This window comes from Thermoplasma sp. Kam2015 (assembly GCF_003205235.1).
In the GTDB taxonomy this organism is placed as follows: Archaea; Thermoplasmatota; Thermoplasmata; order Thermoplasmatales; family Thermoplasmataceae; genus Thermoplasma.
Window position 1 is genome coordinate 20,287 of sequence record NZ_QJSM01000012.1, and the last position, 20,978, is coordinate 41,264.

Sequence of the window (20,978 nt, forward strand, 5' to 3'; positions counted from 1 at the left end):
ATCAATGAAATACCACACATATTAATAATCGATATATATCAGGAATATTGATATGGCTCTGTCGCGGAGCGATGCCGTACTGATACCAGTTCTTGCAGGGGTGATGATGGGTGCGATCGACAGCACGATAGTCGTACTAGCGCTGCCCACCATATCAGATAGCCTCAGAGCGCCACTGTCAATCTCAATATGGATTATACTTGCATACCTACTGACGGCTGCAGTCACAACAACACAGTTCGGGCGCCTAGGCGATATGAAGTCCAGAAAGACCATATTCAACAGCGGCATGCTGATCTTCACCGCCGGTTCTTTTCTCTGTGGCGTATCGCCCAATATAGAGTCGCTGATCGCATTCAGATTCGTGCAAGCGGCCGGAGGTTCAATGATGCAGGCCAACTCCGGATCCATAATAGCGGACAGCTTTCCGCCAAATCTCAGGGGCCGTGCTTATGGTTATACTTCAGTGGGATGGAACTCAGGTGCGACGCTTGGTATAGTGCTGGGAGGAATAATAACAACGCTCATTGGATGGCGATACATTTTCTACATAAACGTTCCAATCGGCCTGATATCGTTCTATTTCGCCGTGAAATACATAGGGCATGGTGAAACGCGTACAACGCATCTGGATATTCCCGGCGTCGTAACACTTTCGGCTGCCCTAGTATCTTTATCTTATGCGGCGACGGACTTCACCTCGCACGGCTTAGACGCGATCAACGAGGCCTTGCTGCTCTTCGGTTTCATCATGATAATCATATTCATATTCTTGGAAAGAACGAACAGCGACGCACTTCTCCCCGTGAGCATGTTTCAGAATAGGGTTTTCAATTTCTCCATATTGGCGGCTTTTCTCCAGAGTCTGGGATATCTTGCGGTCACATTCATAATAATCATGTATCTGCAGGGGCTTCGCGGTCTTTCCCCGTTAGACAGCTCGCTGCTTCTCGTACCGGGATATGTGCTGGGCGGTTTCACAGGTCCAGTATTCGGTAAGTTATCGGACAGGGTAGGCGCCAGGCTGCCGGCAACCTTGGGCATGATGCTGATGGCTGTCGCCATAGTCATGTACATGCAGCTAAGCCTCTCCACTCCCCTATATTACATAATACCCATTTCGATAATATCCGGGTTAGGTTCATCCATGTTCTTCCCGGCAAATAACAGCGCCGTGATGGCCAGCTCTCCTGTCAGGACGTATGGCGGCGCCTCCGGCCTGCTCAGGACCATGGCCAACATCGGTATGCTGGGCTCTTTCGTGCTTGCCATAACCGTTTCCACGCTATCTATACCCAGATACATAGCATTTGAGGTATTCGCAGGGGTAGGGCATCTCGTGGGCGGTGTTTCTGCATCATTTCTGGACGGCATACATACGGCTCTTGCCGTATCACTCGGGATCATACTGGTAGGGGCCATTTTTTCCTTCATAAGGGGCAAGGAGGAGAGAAAGAGCGGTTCGGTGTCAATGCCACACAGCAGCAATGATCCAAAGTAAATCGCTCTGTTATGAAACCTGCGGTTAAATGAGGCAGTGATGCACCTCAGCAGATCATTCATGATGTCAGATCAATACATTGCGAATCTGCGGTCATCTGCATGGTATATACTCCGAACACAGCATTTTCACGCGTTTCGCAGATACACGGTACAAGCTATGACAATCTCTATATATTCTCTAAAACTGACCATACGTGCTTGAGAAAGTGATAGAGGTCGATCATCTCCGGCAAACTTATGATGGCAGGAATTTTGTCGTGGATGACGTTTCATTCTATGTATCAAAGGGGGAGATATACGGCCTCCTTGGAAAAAACGGTGCGGGAAAGACCACGACGATCCGCACGATGACCACTATACTCCCAGTTCACTATGGAAAGGTCAGAATCCTCGGTATGGATGTTTCTGAGAATGCCGAAAGGATAAGAAAACGCATAGGGGTTGTACTTCAGAACGAATCCTTCGATTTTGCAAGCGTCGAGAGAAATCTGAAGGTCTACGGTATGCTTTGGGATGTCCCAAGAGAGGTGCTGAAAGCAAGAATAGAGGAGGTGCTTGAGGTTTTTGACCTTTCCTCCCTGAGAAAGGTCAGGGCGATGGAGCTATCCGGGGGGCAGAAGAAGAGGCTTCAGGTGGCCAGGGAATTTCTCCACGACATGGATCTGCTCTTCCTGGATGAGCCCACCGTTGGTCTCGATCCTATAATGCGGCGGTCCGTGCTCAACTACATAAGGGATAAAGCAAGAAAGGGCCTGACCGTACTTTACACAACTCAGATCATGGAGGAGGCGGACTATCTGTGCGACAGGATAGCTATAATGAACAATGGGAAGATAGTCGCTGAGGGTACAAGCTCCGATCTTAAAGCTAAATACGGAGATTTGAAGACGATACATGTCATAATCTCAGGGGAACTTGATTACGATAGCCTTAAGGTAAAATTTCCTGAAGACGTCGTGGTTGATAATGATGAGATAAGGATAGTTTCCAAGAACGTAGAGGATATACTTCCTGATCTCATAATCTATCTGAAGGCGAGAGGCATCAGGATAGATAGGATCAGTGTGGAGGAAAGTAGTCTGGACGACGTCTTTCTGAAGGTGGTGTCATGATACCTCCATCTCTGCGGTTGACAGCAAGAAATCTCATAATAAATACGGATCCGGGTACGCTGCTGTTCCTGCTGGGGCTTCCATCATTCTACCTGATAGTTCTCGGACTTATGTTTCAAGCCCTGATACCCAACGTATTCTTTGAGGGCCATTCAATAAGTTATGCTCAATTCCTCTCACCGGGAGTTGTGGCCATGCAGCCCTTCATAGCAGGATCCATAGGTGGAAGCATGCTCTGGTCTGATCGCCGGTGGGGCATGTTTGAGCAGCTGCTGGTAGGCCCTTTCCACAGGATAGACTACTTGTTGGGCATAATCTACGTATCCATGATATTCTCAGTTGGCGGAGCAATGCTGATGTTTCTTGTTTCATATCTGTTGACGGGGTTCGTCATCCATTATTTGGTGAACATCATACTCATCATTCTGGTGCTGCTTGTATCATCAGTACTTTTCACATCCCTGTTTCTGGTGCTTTCGGTTTTCATACGCACCATACAGACCTATAACACGGTCACCATGTTTATCTTCTTCATACTTGATTTTGCCAGCTCTGCATTCTATCCTATCAACACCAGAACACCGATTGGCCTTCGCATAGTCTCATATGCGAATCCCCTGACATACATAGTTGATTCCGTGAGGGATATGATGTTCGCCAGCCTGAATAGATCCGATCTCATATACGTGATGATCGTTGTGGTGTTATCAGCACTGTTCTTCATCTTCGCGGCCCTGTCTTACAGGAAGGCAAAGATCTGAAAAGAGAAATATTTATCCGTATTTTTTCTCTATATAATTGATGTAAGGTCAATACGGGCTTGATTGTATGTTCAGAGATAGAACTGAAGCAGGGCGGATTCTGGCCGATCGGATAGCCAGGCCAGCAGGAAGGTGTACGGTCACAGGCATAGCGCGTGGCGGTATAATAACTGCAAGGCCAGTGGCTGAAATACTGGGCTGTGAATTGACAACCATAATAGTCAAGAAGATCGGTCACCCTGATGATCCAGAGTTCGCCATTGGTGCGGTGGCCGAAGGTATGGAGAGAAGGCCGTATCTTAACTCGTTTTCATCCGGCATCGATAGAGAAACTGTACAGTATGCGGTCAGCAGGCTCATGGATGAAATTGGAGAGCTTCGCAGGACACTTGGATCTGCGAACTCCGTATTCAACGGAAGATGGGATAATGTAATAGTTGTGGATGACGGATCTGCAACCGGGACAACAGTAGTCGCAGCTGTCAGAAGTATTAAAATAAACGTCACGAAAAATGTGCTGGTCGCTGTGCCAGTCATCAGTGAAGATGCCTTCGATTTGATAAGATCGGAAGGTGTGGATATTGTATACGTTGATATGCCGTATGATTTTGAGGCCGTAAGTGAATTCTATTCGGATTTCAGAGAAGTCTCTGTGGATGATATACGATCCATGCTGTATGGATAGACGAATATTGAAGATGAGAAAGAAGACATATTTTGATTCAGCTGCGAAATTGATATATAGGATTCAAACATCACTTTTTGAGAAAATACCCTGCGGCATAATTCAGCGGAGGAACCGTTGACACCGCCGGAACATGGGCTACGGGGGGACATGGGGTAATGGCATCCTGACGGGCTCCAGTCAGGAGATGATTAGAAACAGGGTCATCTGATTTGATGATGAGTGACTGGAACTATGATCCAGGAAGAGACCCGTAGATCTGGGTTCAACTCCCAGTGTCCCCATATTCTCATCTTTATGAATAATGTGAAAAAGATCATCATCGAATCATTATGGCCATAAAGATTCGATGAAACATCATATATTATATTCTATCAAAAAATATCAGATGATTGAGTTTAACTCAAAGTTTTTATCAGGGATGCAATTTTTCCATCCTTATCGACATTGTTCAAAGCTTTGGTGAGATTCGAGGCATCTCTATTTTTCTGTTTTTCTGGAAGCTCCTTCTGCGCCTTCAATCTGGCCTCTATCACTTTCTTTGCTGTTGCATCAGGTAGGCTCCTAACAAGGGTGAGGTTAGTTTCACATAGGCCTATATATTCAGCGTCTGTACCGACTTTGTCCACCTGCATGATCATATCCTTCATTGCTGAGGCAATCTCGTCTACGTTTTTCCCGAGCAGGCCGTTAAATATCTCAAGCATTGCTGCAGACTGATCCTTCTTGTTCATTTTCAATATTTTCTTTATATCTATGTCCATAGTTAGATATCGCATTCAAATAGTTAATCTTTTCATCATGATGATAAAAAATCATATTTATGAATTAATCATATGAAATTATATACGTATAGATGAGGATCATTGGTATTTCAGAAAATGTATGATATGTCTATAGTTCATTTATTAGATGAACATTTTACATCAGAACATGTTGAATATCAGAACATAACCCTTCTTCAAACGCACTATGGATTTAAAAATCTTAAAAATAGAGAAAGATGTAAAATAGAAAATAAATTTTTTCAAAGCACCAGATACATGTAGCCTTCCTGTTTCCTCTTTATTATTTCCTTCAGGCTGGCCGGAACATATACCACTCCGGGCGCGAGTTCGTCCTTCTGTATATTTCTCGCTTCCATGGATGTACCGCAGGCAACCACAGAAACCTTCTTGTTCTCAAGAATAGGTTTTATCCTGTTCTTCTGGGTCACCGCCGCTATCCCTCCATTGAGATAGACAACTTCAACCAGCTCGGTCTCTGGCATCTCCGACAGATGGGTAGCTGCTGTTATGGACATCGGTATTTTTTCTTCAGAATCAACAGAAAGTATTATTTTCATATGTGAACATTGCGTTCTAATATTAACGTATCGTGCCGGTATGGTTATATGATTTTTTGTCATGACTTATACTTTTTGCTTGAAATATATTAATTTAATCTTTAATATATTCATTTATGACCGAGAAATCGCGAATTGTGAGAAACGATAAAATCATCAAGCCTTAGCTGGGTATTCTGTCTACTCAGTCTAACGTCATTTTTCCCAGATCTTCAATCTCCCTGATGACTTCGGTATCATCTGTATTGCTAATGTCGCCCATTGGAAGACCGCAAAACGCCGATCTTATTACACGGCGCATTATTTTTCCATTCCTGGTCTTCGGTATCTTCGAGATGCGGAATACATGGGAAGGTCTGAATGGCTTTCCCATTCCGTTTTCGACGGCCTCCTCTATTCTGCCGTTTAACCCTGGATCCCCAACATAGAACACCGCTATGACCTCACCCTTGATCCTGTCAGGTATGGATACAACTGCACATTCCGTCACTCCATCAACACGCATAACGAGATCTTCAACCTCGTTTGGGCCAACTCTCTTCCCGGCTATCTTTATTACATCATCCGATCTCCCGTACAGATAGAAGTATCCGTCCTCGTCCATCTCTCCGAAGTCGCCATGGAACCATATGCCCTTAAATCTTGACCAGTATGTTTCCAGATATTTCTCTCTGTTATTCCATAATCCACGCGTCATGGATGGACTTGGATATTTTGCAACCAGATATCCAACGGTGTTGTAAACCTCCTGTCCCTGCTCATTGAATATTGAAGCATTCATACCTAGACCCCTGTAGAGGCATTTCGGTTTCTGCGGCACCGCTGGATTTGAAGCCAGGAAGCATCCAATTATATCGGTGCCTCCAGATATGTTTGATATGGATGCCCTGCCACGTCCAAGCACATTGAAAAGATATACCCAAGATTCTTCATCCCAGGGCTCTCCAGTTGATCCGAATACACGAACAGTGTCAAAGGTTCTTCTCGTGCCTCTGTATTTTATCATCCGGACAACCGTCGGAGAAAGTCCAAGTATAGTAACCCTGTTTTTTTCTGCAATGTCGAACAGTCTATCTGGCTCAGGATAGTCGATCGCCCCATCATACAGAAGTATCGTTCCATGCAGGGCGTTTGTACCAATGAGCGCCCATGGCCCCATCATCCATCCTAGATCCGTGATCCAGTGAAGGACATCCTCCTCCTTAAGATCCATGTAATATTTGACTTCCTTCGCAATATTGACCAGGGCACCTCCGTGCACATGCACCGTTCCTTTAGGCTTACCGGTCGTACCGGAGGTATAGAGCATTATTGCTGGGTCTTCGCTCCCTGTCCTCTCGGTCTCCACATTTTTGCTCCCACTCACGGCATCCTCAAAGCGGTAAAATTTTCCAGAATCTCCGTCCATAATTGTCTTTATGCTTATCTTCTCTGCAACTCCCGCCATGTCTATGGATTTGCCTTTCCTTTCGTAGGATCTTGACGTTATGAGCAGTTTTGCTCCAGAATCCTCTATTCGCCCTCTTACTGCGCTGAGGCCGTATCCAGAGAACATAGGGACAGCAACCGCGCCTATGCGGAGTATAGAATAAAAGGCTATAGCACTGTTTGCATTGAATGGCATGTAGACCGCAACCCTGTCGCCCTTTCTTATGCCAAGATCAAGGAGTGTAGAGGCCAGTGAGGATACCTTTCTGTTAAGTTCAGAATAGGATAATTTTGAGTTTTCTCCAGACTCAGCCTCGTATATTATAGCGGTCTTTCCTGATGAGGAATATCTTTCAACGGCATTAAACTCTATGTTTATCTCTCCTCCTGTGAACCATCTGGCCCATTCAACGCCATCAGAAAGATCGACTACGCGATCATATTTTCTGAAGAACTCAATGCCGAGATCGTCAATGGCCCTGGGCCAAAACCATTCCGGATCATTGTCTGCTCTCCTGTACAGATCTTTAACACTGATTCCAAGTGAATTCGCAAATCTCCCAAGGTTTGTGTTGGATACGATCTCATCCGATGGCCTGTAATAAAACATAGTTGTACCAATGAATAAATATATTTAATATTTTTTACATATTTTATCTTCAAGGTATTTGAGGCTGCTACCTAGAAATTCAATTATGGTTCTCAAAAATTATTATCTATACGTCCCGTTCCCATTTCCAGATCAAACCAATATTCCTTCATCTCAGAATGGGCCGCGTTTCCTGATTCAAAACATATGGCTGATGTCCTCAGGACTCAGGCATCACACCAGAGGTATCAGTCCAGGCATAAATTCTGAAATGTCATTACGCACTTTATATCTCTATAAGTATCTGAGCCTTCTTGCTATTTTTCTGTAAATTCTTATGGTTTTTCTATTATTCTATTCTTCGGCCTTCAGCGTACATTCTAGTCAGCGCCTTTGCTATTACGCGCTTTCTGATCTCCGTTGTGCCAGCGCCTATCTGGCCCAGTATTGCATCCCTCAACAGCATCTCGATCCCTGTATCCTTTATGTAGCCGTATCCACCGAATATCTGTATAGCTTCCCTTGCTATGTATTCTGCAGATTCAGATGCATACATTATTGCAGAAGCTGCATCAATAGGATCCATAATATCATACTGGAGTTTTTCCAGAGCTTTGAATGCAAGCATCCGGCTTGCTTCGTACCTCACATACATATAGGATAATTTTTCCTGTATGAGTTCGAACTCATTGATGTGTAAACCGAACTGTTTCCTCTGCGACGCATAATTAACTGCCTCATCTATAGCGCGTCTCGCCAGGCCTATGAAAATGAACGATAGTATAACGCGTTCAGAGTTCAGGCCGGACATTATGATCCTTTTACCATCTCCCCTCTTACCAAGAATCCTTTTCTCTTCTATCCTTATCCTGTTGAACGACAGTTCACCTGTCGGTGATCCGCGCATGCCCATCTTTTCCAGTGATCTTCCCCTGCTGAACCCTTCATCAGCTGCAAGGACTATGACTGATGAATAGCCTTCTCCATCCCGGGAATGTACAAGAAATAGGTCGGCATATGGTGCATTGGTTATGAACATCTTGCTTCCTGAAAGATACAGCCCGCCATCCTTCTCTTCGATGTGTGTTGACATAGAGAGAGCGTCAGATCCAGATCCAGGTTCGGTAAGACATAGAGATCCTATGTATTCGCCGGAAGCGAGCATAGGAACAAAGGTCTCTCTTATGTATTCTGATCCATTTCTATATATATTGTCTAGACAGAGATTGCTGTGCGCACCATATGATAGTGCCAGCGAAGGAGAGGAATATCCAAGTTCATCCTCTATGATCGCCTGTGCAATATACCCTGCACCGCTTCCTCCATATTCTGGTGGGATGGTTACACCGAGATAGCCCATCTTGCCCATAAGCTTGAACTTATCAACCGGAAAATAATCATCTCTATCTATCTTCATTCTGATGGGTTCAATCTCCCTCCTTACAAATTCCCTGACGGAAGATCTTATCATATCGGAGGCATCAGTAAATCCCTGCATTGATATATGTATCATATTCTAGCTATATATAGTTTATTGAAAACTTATTGATTAATTGAAAATGTAATAAATTTATATAAATTCATGCATTACCAGTCAAATCAGCATATTTCTTTATGTCTTCTGGATAATTTATGCTTATGAAGAAACGTTCCTCCTCCTCACTTATGGGTACGCGTTCAATGTCTATCAGACTCAGAAATCCTATCAGGCTTTCCCCTCCAGACTCTATATAAGCGTTCAGCGCGTCGTATATCGATTCAGTATATATGCCGAAGAGGGGTTCTATGAGTCCATCAGAGTGAACGGGAAATGTAGGTTTTCCGCTGTAAGACCTCAACACCTTGCTTACGATATCCTGTGTTATGAACGGCATATCTCCTGCAACCGCAAAGAATGTACCAAACCTGTCCAATGCGGTGAGAACTGAATCGGTTATGATCCCCTCCGTTGTATCCAGAACCACCTGGCAATCCTGACATCTCAGTGCTGGATCCTTTGTGTATAGAATGACGTTACCCTGATCCTTTAACTTTGATGCAACCATATCTATGATGCGGCGGCCATTCAGCATTGCAGAATGCTTGCCTGGAAAGCGGACACTTTTCTTTGCAAAAATCACGAAGTCCATGACAATGAATTGTCCGGATCAGATAAATAACTTTCTCATGCCTCTACTTTAGAGAGATGCTGATGATAAACGTATTATGCTGAGTGGCATCCTAAGACAGATCTGTTAATGACGCCCATCTTTCCAGAAAAACGTCATCTTTTTATGTCCGATGCTATTCTCAATCTGCGGGCTCGTGGTCCAGTGGTTACGACGTCGCCCTTACAAGGCGGAGATCACCGGTTCGATCCCGGTCGGGCCCATATCATAAATTATGATCACCGATAATCCATAAGGCGAAGTAAAATTTTTCATATACGATCGATATCACTCCTGCTGCAAGATTCTACAAGAGATTGTGGGAGAGTATCGAATTCTTAAGTCTATTCTGAGTGAATGGCAGAGCTATCAGCACTGATGCAAGACAGGCAAAGGTTATTGATGCGTAGATATAAAAACTAGGTATAAACACAGCAATTACTGCTACAGCTGTAAGCGGAGCAATAACGATACCGGTGACGAAGTTCCTTGCGGAATATCTGGATGAAGAGGGTATTTCACCTATATCTATTATCTGGTAAGGATTCACAATACCGGCCAGATAGAAGCCCATCACCGTTACCGATGGTGAAATGAACAGAGTCATAATGGCTATTTTCATAAACATGATCTGACCATAGATAACGAATAGAATTATGTTGGCCGCAACAAGAGGCAGAAGAATTAGCAAGGTGGATATTGCCTTTGCCATAGCCGTATGCCTGAAATATATGGCTGCCGGCATTGACATAAGTGCCAGCCATATACGCTCAGACTGTATCCAGCCGATACCCCTTATGAGAGGATAGATCGATAGAGCGTAAATTACATAGTAAATCTCGAAGATCGATCTTGCTGTTGACGGAGTAAGCAGTATTCCTATGCCATATAATGTAGCTATTATGATGGAGATAACCAGCCCAATCCCGATGTTTATCCTGCCTGCATAGTTCTTCGAAACGGATCCGAGCCTCATGGTGGAAGATCCGCCCATCATTCTCAGATTGAATCTGTATATGGCACCTATGGGCGTGGTTCCAGCAAATCTTATAGATTTCCTGACATTGGAAGATCCCGGCATAACTGACCTATAATAGTATGTTATTTTTGGAGGCCGTATTAAGTTATAGGAAAAGAAGGATGATGCAAGAAGCACATCAATAACCGTTCCAGTTATGGGATAGCCAGTAAATGTTGAAATGGGAGAGAAAGGAAAACTCACGAATCCTGGGATCAGATACCAGACAAGTATAACTCCTATGAGAATCAGTCTCTTTCTCAGATATATCTTTCTGAGCATGTTTGCAAACGATACGTTTGCCACCATTATAAGCCATAGATCGATCGCTGATGGAATGATAAATGCTGGATATTCAAGCGAAGTGAGAAAATACATGAGGAAGAATGCATACATTGAGTTGATAACAATTGATGCAAGGAAGAAGTTGATCGCAAGGGTTCTAGCCGGGATCGGAGAAGTAAAGAGAAAGTCGAAGTCCGATTTTTTGAATATCGCTGCCGATCCGATCATCAATATGAATGAGATGAAGGTTATTATACCAGCGAAAAAGGGAAATTCCGATCTGACTGGTCTGGCAAAATGAAAAGACAGCGCGAGCGTGAATACAGCTGAGATCAGGAATATTCCTATTATAATGATGAAGCCTGAGGTTACCCTTGTACGCAGTATGAGAGAAAACAGGCTCTTTCTCATATTCCCTCCATTATCCTGGATATCACACTCTCCACGGTCATCTCCTCGTCTCTGCTTATATTCTTTAGATCCTCAATGCTTCCTGACCATACGAGCTTGCCATTATTTATTATTATCACGTATTTCGTGAATCTCTCTGCAATAGACATTATGTGGGTAGAAACGAGGAAAGTTGCGTTCATTCCGTTGAAATATTTGATGATTCTTTCCTGCGTCGGAATGTCCAGATAGTTCAGCGGTTCATCCAGCAGCATAATCTGTGGGTCATGAATTATTGCAAGTGCTATTGATAGCTTCTGCCTGTTGCCTCTTGAGAGTGTACCGACTCTGCTGTTCCTGTATTGATTGAGATCCATCATATTTAGCAAAAACTCAACCTTATCCTCAAGATCCTGCGTATTTCTCAATGCTCCTATGTACTCCAAGTTTTCCCTCACGCTTAGGGTCAGATACGGTGAAGCGTCCTCCGGCAGATATCCTATTATCCTCTTGGCTTCAATGGAATCTGGATCATAATTACCCACCTTCACATAGCCTGAATCCGGTTTTATAAGCCCCGCGAGTATCTTAAGTGTGGTGCTCTTTCCAGCCCCATTTGGGCCTATTAGCGCAACCCGTTCCTGGCATTCTATCTGGAAACTCAGGCCGTCTAGCGCTTTCTTGGATCCGAAGTTCTTACGTACATCCTGGAATTCGATGCATCTCATCTTATGCAGAATATGGCATAGTTTAAAATAATTTGCATAATGTTATCATCTGTTAAAGCAGCAATGACGCATCAGGCCCCTAAGGAATTTGTGTGCTAAGTCAAAGAAGATTTAAATAGCGTATGAGTATATATTTATGCGTGCATCTTATGAGGATGATATATTTTGCCACATTTGAATGGGCAATTTGCAGTATGATTCTCAAGGATATGATGCCACGCACTAATAGATATAAGATGGAGGGATAGAATGGCATTCAGATTTACAGCTAAATTCATAACTGGTATTGTGGCTGTTGTATTCATAATAGTTGGTGGATACCTCTTCGGGCTTGTAATAAAGTCTGTGATCTCAAGCATAAACAGAGGAGAGTTCGAATGGGGACTTGCCTTGCTCGTTATAGGTATAATAGCACTTGTTGTAATAATACCAAAACCAAGGCTGAACGGCAGAAAGAAAGATCAATAATGCAATTTCTCAGTCAACCACATTTTCCAAAAGTTCAACATATGGTTCTTCATAGGATATCCTTACCTTTGCGTTGAGCGGTATCAGCATCTGATCCTCGCCATGCCCGAATGGAAGGCCGTATATGGATACCTTTTTCAGCGAGTTCATGTACATCTCTATGATATCCTCGACAAATGGCATCGGATCCTCTGGATCCACATAGCTTTTGAACTCACCGAATGCGAATCCATCGAACTTATCAAGTATGCCAGCCAGTTTCATGGTAAAGAGGTATCTGTCTATATCACCAGAAGTAACTCCGGTGTCTTCTGCGAAAAGGATCTTTCCCTGTGAATCTGGAAGGTAACCTGTACCGATCAGAGAGGCGAAGACCGAGAGATTTGTACCAACGCTTAGTCCTTCCACCCTGCCCTGTATTATATACCTGACTATCCTCTCCACATTGGAGTTGAGATGCGTGGTCTCCCCCTTCAGTATGTCGATAAAGTCTTTGAAATTGGATTTAGAAAACTCATCTGGATCGGCTGCAGGCATCGGGCCGTGAAACGTTATGAGTGAAGATCTTGTGTTTAGGGCCAGATGAAGCGCGGTTATATCGCTATATCCCACGAATATCTTCGGGTGTTCTCTTATAGCGTCATAGTCTATAAGCGGGAGTATATGTATGGATCCATAGCCGCCTCTGGCACAGAATATGGCCTTGACATGATCATCCAGAAATGCCTCCATGAGCTCGTCTCTCCTGCTTGTATCTGGTGCTGCAAGCTGGTTCATCTGCATCAATTTTTTTATGTTTCTGCCTAGGGTCACCTTATACCCAGATTTCTTGAGCCTAGATATTGATCTGGAAAGGTTCTTCATATCAGGTGCACTTGCCGGTGCTATTATCCTTATCTCGTCCCCTTCCTTCAGTCTTGGTGGTTTTATCCTCATCTCAACGCCTCCTTGAATTCGTTCTTGACTCTCTTCAACAGATCGCGATCCATCAGGATCTTGCGTGTGGCCGCCACAGTGGCATCTATTGCCCTGAACAGAGCGTCAGCGGCCCTCTCTGGGTCAGCTGCCAGCCTGAACTCCTCCGTATGTGCCGGTATGGATGGCTGAACTATCTTCACGTCGATGTGGCCTGTGGGAATCACATGGCTTATGTTTGCCTCATCTGTGCTCCCCATGGCAGGCTCGCTTATCCTGTGGATATTCACTGGATTTATTCCGATGGATCTGAGTCCCTCCTCCAGCGTATTATCTATCGCTTCATTGCTGATATATTCATCGTAAACCGGAGTAAGATCTTTAATCCTGAGATCACAGCCGTGCATCCTGGCTATGCTCTCTATGGTTTCCTTTGCTCTCGTAGCCAGATCTTCCAGATAGCTGCGCTTAGAAGACCGCAGATCGATCTCCATCAGAGATCTGTCAGGTATAACGTTCGAAGCCTTTCCCCCTTCCTTTATTATCATACCTATAACTGGTCTCTTCAGATCCGATATTGAGGATCTGAGGTTGTTGAGGGCGATATAGGTTTCAACGGCCGGTGCCAGTGCGTTTATTCCGAAATCCGGTCCGAGAAGGTGGGAGGCTTTCCCTATGAACTCAGCCTCTATTGTGAGATCGGCCAGAGACACGGAACCCACGGCCCATCTGTCGTCAGGATGCATTCCTATGACAAAGTCTATGCCTCTGATCAAGCCCTTTTCAGCAAGAATCGCCTTGCTTCCGGCGTATGGGCCTATACCTTCCTCAGACGGTGTTCCGAAAACCGTTACCGACATTCCGAAGTCTTCACAAAGCGTGACGGCTGTTCCAAAGGCCCAAGCGGCTATCAGGTTATGCCCGCATGAGTGTCCGTTTGGAAGGGCGTCGTATTCCGCAAGCAATCCAACGGCATGGCCGCCCCTATCGCAGGTAGCCCTGAAGGCGGTCTCCATCCCCCCATAGGGCATCTCGACTGTGAAACCATGCTTGGAAAGATGTTCTGCAAGAAGCTTTGAACTTCTGTATTCCTGGCTTCCAAGCTCGGCATAATTATAGATCTTTCTGGAAACCTCGATTACCTCGCTCTTTATCTCCTCTCTCATCTACCTGAAGTATAAATGCACGTATCTTAAAACTTTTCCATCTAGTCTTCTTCGCTCCCGGGCCTATGGTTTGAAGCCTCAATAAGCACGATCAATCTGTTACGCAGACGCTGTATCTCAAAATGTCGTAGAAAGTCTGGATCACATTTATAGAATGATTTAGCATGATCTTACTATGTCCATGGCTGAAGTTGATATAGACCTTGATATAGGGACCAAGGCGGTGAAGCTTGCAAGATCCGCCGCTTCATCTTATCTTAGGGATGAGAAGCTCCCAGATCCTCCTGGTGACCCAATATTTCAGGAGAAGCACGGCGTGTTCACCACGATCAACACTTACCCTGACAACATGCTCAGAGGCTGTATAGGTTTCCCAGAACCCTACTATAACCTCGGCGAGGGTATAATCAGAAGCAGCATATATGCGGCAACTGAAGATCCACGCTTTGAACCGATGAAACCAGAGGAGTTAAAGCATGTAACCTTTGAGGTGTCCATACTCACGCAGCCGATTGAGATAACAGTCAACCCTGAGGATCGGCCTAAGGCTGTACATATAGGCAGGGATGGCCTGATAGCAGTCTACAATGGCGCCAGCGGTTTGCTACTGCCTCAGGTGGCTACGGAATACAGAATGAACCCAGAGCAATTTCTGGAGGCTCTATGCGAGAAGGCAGGGCTCTGGGAAGGGTGCTGGAAATACAGGAAGGTGAAGATCAGCAAGTTCCAGGCCACGGTGTTCGGTGAAAAGGAGCCTGAGGGGGTGATAGAAAGACGATGAGGAGACAGCCGGCTGTTGCCGGTTACTTCTATCCTGAAAGGAGGGATGAACTCTATTCCCTGCTCTCTTCATTTTCCGTACCTGAGCAGCATATTGCCGGCAATGTTATAGGTACGGTTGTACCTCATGCGGGAATAATATACTCAGGACGCACCGCTATGTTTTCCTACAGGTCTATCCAGAGATCTGATGTCAGGAACTTCGTGATAATAGGCCCCAACCACAGGCCGGTAACGCCCTATGCGTCCATCTATCCATCGGGAAGATGGACCACGCCACTGGGGGATGCTGTGATAAACGAAAAGATGGCAGAGGCGATTTACAGAAACTCAAACTATATAGTCAAGGACGAGGAATCGCATGCCATGGAGCATTCGGTGGAGGTGCAGATACCATTTCTGCAGTTTTTGTTCGGGGATAGTTTCACGTTCGTACCCATCATACTCGGTGATCAGGAGATCGAGGTCGTCAAAGATATAAGCGAGGCACTGCTGAAGCTTGAAGATCCTTTCATACTCATAGCCAGCTCAGATTTCACGCATTACGAAGAGGCCAGAAGGGTTGAGAAGAAGGATATGGATCTGATCTCGGCCATACTTGCGCTTGATCTGGACAAATTCTATTCTGTGCTTCGATCGGAAGATGTAACCGCTTGCGGCTACGGTGCTATAGCCATACTCATGTCCTATACGAAGAGTAGGGGCGGGCATATGGTGTTCATGAACCATTCAAACTCAGGAGACGTGACAGGCGATCATTCTGAGGTCGTAGGCTATGCCTCGCTTGTCTCGGTCATACCATAGACGATGTTCCCTCCCGCAATCGTACCTGATACTAGGTCAAGGCCGTAGAGATACGGTATCTCCCTGTAGCTGCCGGCATTGATCACGGCAATATCCGCATCCTTGCCGGGTTCAATGGTGCCCTTGCGCCCGCCAAGTCCGAGCGATACTGCAGGATTTATTGTGGCTGCGTTCAGTGCCTCCTCCGGAGTCAGATGATTGAATCTTACGGAAAGATGCATGGCGAAGATCATGTCGTCGTTCATGTTCAGCGGAGATATGTCGGTCGCAAGAGAAACGGGTATCCCGCGATCGATTATTTTCCTTGCGTCCGGGTATCGTTCATTCATGGAAAACACGGTTATGGGAAGAAGCGTGATGGAAGATCCGTTCCGCCTCACAATATCGAGATCCTCATCGTCGTAATGTATCATATGATCGTAGGAGACTATGTTCAGGCCTTCGGTATTCTTAACACATCCAATATTTTCTATTTCGTTTGCGTGCATCCTTGCAGGTATGCCTTCGTGAATGCATGACTCCAGAAAATATCTGGAGGATCTGGCGCTGAAGGCTCCGGCATCGCAGAAGACGTCAACGAATGAGATTCTATTTCTATTTTTCTTCACAGTATCCAGGATCTGATCCACATACCTCATCTCATCCTTGCCTTCAGGTATCACATGTGCCAGATAGGTCGGTATAAGATTTACTTTCACCCTTTTCTGCAACAGTTCGATGGATGAGATCATCTTTTCCTCATTCTTCGGATCAAGCCCGTATCCGGTCTTTACCTCCATGGTTGTTGTCCCTCTCCTCAAGGCCGATCTGATCCGTGCAATCGTTTCCGTGGCTATCCTCTCAGCATTAGCTGAGGAAGTATCCCTTATCGTGCGGTAAATACCGTTGCCGGATCTGAGTATATCGAGATAGCTCCTGCCTCCGATGCGCATGTAGAATTCGTCAGTTCTGTTGCCGGCAAAGACAATATGCGTATGTGGATCGACGAATCCCGGTACTGCTATGCCACCACCACAGTCGATGATCTCCATGCCTGGAGGTACGTTTTTCGTTATAGCCTCTATCCTTCCGTTTCTTATCAATATGGAATGATCCTCGTAAATACGGATTCTGCCCTGTTCCTCACCTGATAGAAATGTTGTACCCTCTCCCGTCGCTATCTGGGAGAGGTTTGTCAGCGCTCTCATGTTCAATCTATATACGGATACCTGAACTTGGGGCCCTTCTTTATTATGTCTATGGACGATTCGTATCCTGCGTCCGCATGCCTTATAACGCCTATGCCTGGATCAGCGTTCAGGACGCGCTTCATCCTTTCTTCGGCATCCTTCGTCCCGTCAGCCACTATCACAAAGCCTGCATGGATGGCATTTCCGATGCCAGTACCGCCACCATGATGCACGCTGACCCACGTGGCACCAGAAATTGCATTTAGTAGCGCATTTAGGATGGGCCAGTCAGCTATGGCGTCGCTTCCGTCCTTCATCTTCTCTGTCTCCCTGTAGGGCGATGCAACCGATCCAGTATCATGGTGATCCCTGCCAATTGCGACGGGAGCCTGCAGCTCTCCGGATCTCACCATTTCGTTGATCATGAGGCCGATCTCCTCCCTCTCACCGTAGCTTGCGTAGCATATCCTTGCTGGCAGTCCCTGAAAATGCACGCGTTCTTTGGCCAGCTTTATCCACCTGACCAGATGCTGATCCTTCTGGAAATTCTTTATTATGGCGTCATCGATCCTGTATATGTCCTGCGGATCGCCTGAAAGAGCAACCCATCTGAACGGGCCGGATCCTATAGCGAAAAGATCCCTTATGTAGGCCGGCACATATCCAGGTATTTCGAAGGCCTCCTTCATTCCACCCTCCTGGGCTCTGGTTCTGAAATTATTTCCATAATCAAAGGTCTTCGATCCGTTTCTCTGGAACCAGAGTATAGCCTTTGCCTCCTTTACTATTGAGGCGTACACCTTCTTTATATAGGATTCCTTGTCCTCCTCCCTGAATTTTGCCGCAGTTTCAACGGTGTATCCTTCAGGAATGTAGCCAAGGTTGAGGTCATGAGCTGCGGTCTGATCGGAAACAACGTCTGGGACGATGCCGCGTTTCATGAGTTCGTCGTATACGGTTGCTGCATTTCCGAGCAGTCCGATAGATGTCGGTTTTCCCTGGGCAAGGCTCTCGTCCTTGATCTTCAGGGCCTCATCCAGCTTGTCAGTCCACGTATCTAGATACTTATCCCTTAGCCTCCTCCTGATCTTTTCCTCATCAACCTCTACGATTATTCCAGAAGCGTTGTTCATGGTTATGGCCAGCGGCTGAGCGCCGCCCATCTCGCCAAGCCCTGAGGTCAGCACCCACTTACCGGACAGGTCATCTCTGTGAAATTCCTTTCTTGCAAGGGCAGATAAAGTCTCGTATGTTCCCTGAAGTACGCCCTGCGTGCCTATGTATATCCATGATCCTGCAGTCATCTGGCCGAACATTGTGAGACCGCGTGCCTCCAGATCCCAGAACACGTCATCGGTGGCCCATCTTGGAACTATCTGCGCGTTCACTATCAGCACTCTGGGTGCATCCTTAGTTGTCTTGAATACGCCGACGGGCTTTCCTGACTGGATTAGGAGGGTCTCGTCGTTTTCTAGCCGTTTCAGTTCATTGACGATCTTGTCAAAGGCCTCCCAGTTTCTGGCGGCCTTCCCCTTTCCACCATAAACGATCAGATTGGCCGGATCCTTGGCAACCATGGGATCCAGATTGTTCATGAGCAGGCGGAGAGCGGCCTCCTGCCCCCATCCCTTTGTATTCAATTTTTTACCAGTTGGTGCGTGTATCTCTCTCGCTTTCGTTTCCATACATATTGATCGTATGTTTTTATTTATTCTTTTTCGGGGTATTTAGAAAAATAATCAAATATAATAATTTTAATGACAATAGGTAAAATTAAATATATTTAATTGGATCAATTGTTATGCCATCCGAGAGACTGAAACCAAATCAGATAGGTCTGGCTCAGGCGATATTCCAGGGCGTATCGTACGTTGCTCCAGCCGCTGATGTGGCTATACTGCTGATAATCACAGCTGGTTTTGCACTTGGAAGCACGCCCTTAGCCGCTCTGTTTGCATGGGCAGTTTATTTTCTCTTTCTGAATGCAAATTATCAGTTCTCAAGATTTACCGGCGGCGCATCTGGATACTATGGATACGTGGCAAAATCCATAGGGCCTAGGGCAGGCTTCATAACGGCCATGTGGTACGTCATGTTCCAATTTTTCTCCCTTGCTGCATTCGGTCTTCTGGGCTTCGCCACCTTTCTTTATTATGTTTCGCCGGATCTGACACACATTGCGTACATCTGGATACTGTTTGTCGCCATAGTTGCATTTTTCACCTTCTATCTAGGTTACAGGGGGCTTAGGCCTTCACTGAATTATTCAATGTTTAGCGCTTCCATTGAAATTGGGTTTCTGGTTCTCATGGGTATAATAATCGCTGTGAAGGCCGGGTCTGCCAACACGATCGAGGTGTTCACGCTGAAACCCTTAGACGGCAACTTCTCCCTCCTTTTTTTCGCAATGATATTTTCGATTCCGCTTTTCGCAGGATCTGGAACCGTGATAACACTGGCCGAAGAAACAAGGGGTTCCCTGAAGACCATAAAGAGATCAATTTGGATCTCCATGATCGTGCTTCTCATTGCTCTGCTCGTACCAGCATACGCCCTAACCGTTGGATACGGGGTTTCGAATATGGCCTCATTTTCTGGGCTGAGCGATCCGGGAATCATAATATTTGAGAAATACGGAGGAATTGCAGCCGGGATCATCCTGATAATACTCACGGTGAACAGCTATCTGAGTTCAAATGTGTCGCTGATGTCATCTGTTTCACGTGTCATATATTCTCTTGGTAGAGATGGTGTTCTTCCGAAGTCCGTTACAAAGATACATCCTAGGTACAGCTCTCCCTACATCGCGGTATTGATGCTTGAAGTCGGGGGAATAATTGTGGCCATCATACCTTCGCTTGCGTACGGCCCATTTGAAGGTGCACTTATACTGTTTTCTATAAACATATTTGCACTGCTCTTCACGCACATACTTGTGAACGCCTCTCTGCCCATATACGTGCGTAAGAATGGCAAGAAGATGAATCCCATTACCCACATTCTCCTGCCTGTAATTTCGATATTGATCGGTGGAATCGTAATATATTACTCTGCGGTTGCATCCATCGCCCAGGGAAACCGTTCCTGAAATACTATGCATTATTATGCATTTCTTTCTTGCAGTCATTGGCATCCTCAACAATTACTTGATCTGGATGGTACAAGTAATCATTCTTCATAGAATGCCAAGAGGAACTGCCACTCACGGTAAACGGGGTACCGCAGAGGTCTAATCCACGGATAGAAATGGATAACGATGATAATCTATTCCTATCGTAGGTTAAACCACAGCTATTGCATTTGGATGCTTTCCAGATTGGGTGCTCTAATTTTCCACCACATACAGGACATTCAGAAGAAGTCCCCTCTGGATGTATATACAATGTTTTATTATTTGATTTATAATCTATAAATCCCTGGAATAATCTGTACGGCCATCTGTTAATATCTGTTCTGAATTTTTTTGATCTATTTGGATTGTTTTTAGATTTATCGTTGTTTTTATCTTTATTGTTCTTTTTCTTTCCATTCTCCTTTATATTTGTTAAATCCTCAAATACAAAGGTCTTATCATCATTGTCCTTTACTAGTTCAGTTGTTAGTTTCTGCAGTCTATCCCTTATGACATTTCTCTGCCTGTGCTTTGCCTCCTTTAATTTTCTATCCCTTTTTGCAGGATTCCTGA

At 45.3% G+C, this 20,978-nt stretch carries 20 protein-coding genes and 2 tRNA genes; 10 read left to right on the plus strand and 12 right to left on the minus strand.

The features are described from left to right. Window positions 1-58: 58 nt before the first annotated feature. The 5 genes from DMB44_RS01140 to DMB44_RS09220 all read left to right on the plus strand — a co-directional run bounded on the left by DMB44_RS01140 (window position 59) and on the right by DMB44_RS09220 (window position 4,345). Complete coding sequence (locus DMB44_RS01140; RefSeq protein ID WP_369907609.1) at window positions 59-1,501, plus strand: MFS transporter; 1,443 nt, start codon at window positions 59-61, stop codon at window positions 1,499-1,501. Window positions 1,502-1,697: 196 nt separating this feature from the next. Beyond that, on the plus strand, window positions 1,698-2,615 hold the full coding sequence (locus tag DMB44_RS01145; protein ID WP_110640229.1) for an ABC transporter ATP-binding protein: 918 nt from the start codon (window positions 1,698-1,700) through the stop codon (window positions 2,613-2,615). Further along, window positions 2,612-3,376, plus strand: a complete 765-nt coding sequence (locus tag DMB44_RS01150; RefSeq protein ID WP_110640230.1) for an ABC transporter permease — start codon at window positions 2,612-2,614, stop codon at window positions 3,374-3,376. Before DMB44_RS01145 ends, DMB44_RS01150 begins: the two co-directional genes overlap by 4 nt. Before the next feature lie 67 nt (window positions 3,377-3,443). Next, window positions 3,444-4,061 carry a phosphoribosyltransferase gene (locus DMB44_RS01155; RefSeq protein ID WP_110640231.1) on the plus strand — a complete coding sequence of 206 codons (618 nt, stop codon included), beginning with the start codon at window positions 3,444-3,446 and terminating at the stop codon, window positions 4,059-4,061. Window positions 4,062-4,205: 144 nt separating this feature from the next. Continuing rightward, window positions 4,206-4,345: transfer RNA gene (locus DMB44_RS09220), tRNA-Trp, on the plus strand. A 114-nt stretch (window positions 4,346-4,459) separates the two neighbouring features. Here the strand turns inward: DMB44_RS09220 and DMB44_RS01160 are convergent. From DMB44_RS01160 to DMB44_RS01180, 5 genes are all read right to left on the minus strand, one after another. Further along, complete coding sequence (locus DMB44_RS01160; RefSeq protein WP_110640232.1) at window positions 4,460-4,825, minus strand: hypothetical protein; 366 nt, start codon at window positions 4,823-4,825, stop codon at window positions 4,460-4,462. Window positions 4,826-5,088: 263 nt separating this feature from the next. Beyond that, window positions 5,089-5,406 (minus strand): DsrE family protein, encoded by a 318-nt coding sequence (locus DMB44_RS01165; RefSeq protein WP_110640233.1) that lies wholly within the window; start codon window positions 5,404-5,406, stop codon window positions 5,089-5,091. Between the two features lie 184 nt (window positions 5,407-5,590). Then, the gene (locus DMB44_RS01170; protein WP_110640234.1) at window positions 5,591-7,444 is read right to left on the minus strand and encodes an AMP-binding protein; all 1,854 of its coding nucleotides are present in this window, start codon (window positions 7,442-7,444) and stop codon (window positions 5,591-5,593) included. A 328-nt stretch (window positions 7,445-7,772) separates the two neighbouring features. Continuing rightward, window positions 7,773-8,921, minus strand: coding sequence for an acyl-CoA dehydrogenase family protein (locus tag DMB44_RS01175; RefSeq protein ID WP_110640247.1), 1,149 nt, complete (start codon window positions 8,919-8,921; stop codon window positions 7,773-7,775). A gap of 82 nt (window positions 8,922-9,003) precedes the next feature. Beyond that, window positions 9,004-9,552, minus strand: coding sequence for a molybdenum cofactor guanylyltransferase (locus DMB44_RS01180; RefSeq protein WP_110640235.1), 549 nt, complete (start codon window positions 9,550-9,552; stop codon window positions 9,004-9,006). A 169-nt stretch (window positions 9,553-9,721) separates the two neighbouring features. Between DMB44_RS01180 and DMB44_RS01185 the strand changes: the two genes are divergently transcribed. Beyond that, window positions 9,722-9,794: transfer RNA gene (locus tag DMB44_RS01185), tRNA-Val, on the plus strand. An 83-nt stretch (window positions 9,795-9,877) separates the two neighbouring features. Here DMB44_RS01185 and DMB44_RS01190 read toward each other — a convergent pair. Continuing rightward, complete coding sequence (locus DMB44_RS01190) at window positions 9,878-11,284, minus strand: hypothetical protein (protein ID WP_110640236.1); 1,407 nt, start codon at window positions 11,282-11,284, stop codon at window positions 9,878-9,880. Beyond that, on the minus strand, window positions 11,281-11,991 hold the full coding sequence (locus DMB44_RS01195) for an ABC transporter ATP-binding protein (RefSeq protein ID WP_110640237.1): 711 nt from the start codon (window positions 11,989-11,991) through the stop codon (window positions 11,281-11,283). Before DMB44_RS01195 ends, DMB44_RS01190 begins: the two co-directional genes overlap by 4 nt. A 249-nt stretch (window positions 11,992-12,240) precedes the next feature. Here DMB44_RS01195 and DMB44_RS01200 point away from each other — a divergent pair, with 249 nt between their 5' ends. Next, complete coding sequence (locus DMB44_RS01200; RefSeq protein ID WP_110640238.1) at window positions 12,241-12,459, plus strand: hypothetical protein; 219 nt, start codon at window positions 12,241-12,243, stop codon at window positions 12,457-12,459. Window positions 12,460-12,468: 9 nt separating this feature from the next. Here the strand turns inward: DMB44_RS01200 and DMB44_RS01205 are convergent, their stop codons facing one another. Together DMB44_RS01205 and DMB44_RS01210 are read right to left on the minus strand one after the other, a co-directional pair. Next, entirely contained in the window at window positions 12,469-13,395 is a 927-nt protein-coding gene (locus DMB44_RS01205; RefSeq protein ID WP_110640239.1) for an LD-carboxypeptidase, read from the minus strand. Next, complete coding sequence (locus DMB44_RS01210; protein ID WP_110640240.1) at window positions 13,392-14,540, minus strand: amidohydrolase; 1,149 nt, start codon at window positions 14,538-14,540, stop codon at window positions 13,392-13,394. Before DMB44_RS01210 ends, DMB44_RS01205 begins: the two co-directional genes overlap by 4 nt. A gap of 175 nt (window positions 14,541-14,715) precedes the next feature. Here DMB44_RS01210 and DMB44_RS01215 point away from each other — a divergent pair, with 175 nt between their 5' ends. Together DMB44_RS01215 and DMB44_RS01220 are read left to right on the plus strand one after the other, a co-directional pair. Next, on the plus strand, window positions 14,716-15,321 hold the full coding sequence (locus tag DMB44_RS01215) for a TIGR00296 family protein (RefSeq protein ID WP_110640241.1): 606 nt from the start codon (window positions 14,716-14,718) through the stop codon (window positions 15,319-15,321). Further along, a complete protein-coding gene (locus tag DMB44_RS01220; RefSeq protein WP_110640242.1) occupies window positions 15,318-16,124 on the plus strand; it encodes an MEMO1 family protein in 807 nt (268 codons plus the stop codon). The genes DMB44_RS01215 and DMB44_RS01220 overlap by 4 nt, the downstream gene beginning before the upstream one ends. Here the strand turns inward: DMB44_RS01220 and hutI are convergent. Together hutI and hutU are read right to left on the minus strand one after the other, a co-directional pair. Then, a complete protein-coding gene (hutI, locus tag DMB44_RS01225; protein ID WP_110640243.1) occupies window positions 16,094-17,311 on the minus strand; it encodes an imidazolonepropionase in 1,218 nt (405 codons plus the stop codon). The two genes, DMB44_RS01220 and hutI, sit on opposite strands and share 31 nt — an antisense overlap. Window positions 17,312-17,313: 2 nt before the next feature. Then, complete coding sequence (gene hutU, locus DMB44_RS01230) at window positions 17,314-18,978, minus strand: urocanate hydratase (RefSeq protein WP_110640244.1); 1,665 nt, start codon at window positions 18,976-18,978, stop codon at window positions 17,314-17,316. A gap of 116 nt (window positions 18,979-19,094) precedes the next feature. Here hutU and DMB44_RS01235 point away from each other — a divergent pair, with 116 nt between their 5' ends. Next, the gene (locus tag DMB44_RS01235) at window positions 19,095-20,381 is read left to right on the plus strand and encodes an APC family permease (RefSeq protein WP_110640245.1); all 1,287 of its coding nucleotides are present in this window, start codon (window positions 19,095-19,097) and stop codon (window positions 20,379-20,381) included. Between the two features lie 4 nt (window positions 20,382-20,385). On the opposite strand, the gene DMB44_RS01240 is transcribed toward DMB44_RS01235, so the two are convergent. Beyond that, window positions 20,386-20,978 (minus strand): zinc ribbon domain-containing protein (locus DMB44_RS01240; RefSeq protein WP_153280100.1); only part of this gene is annotated, 593 nt, incomplete at its 5' end.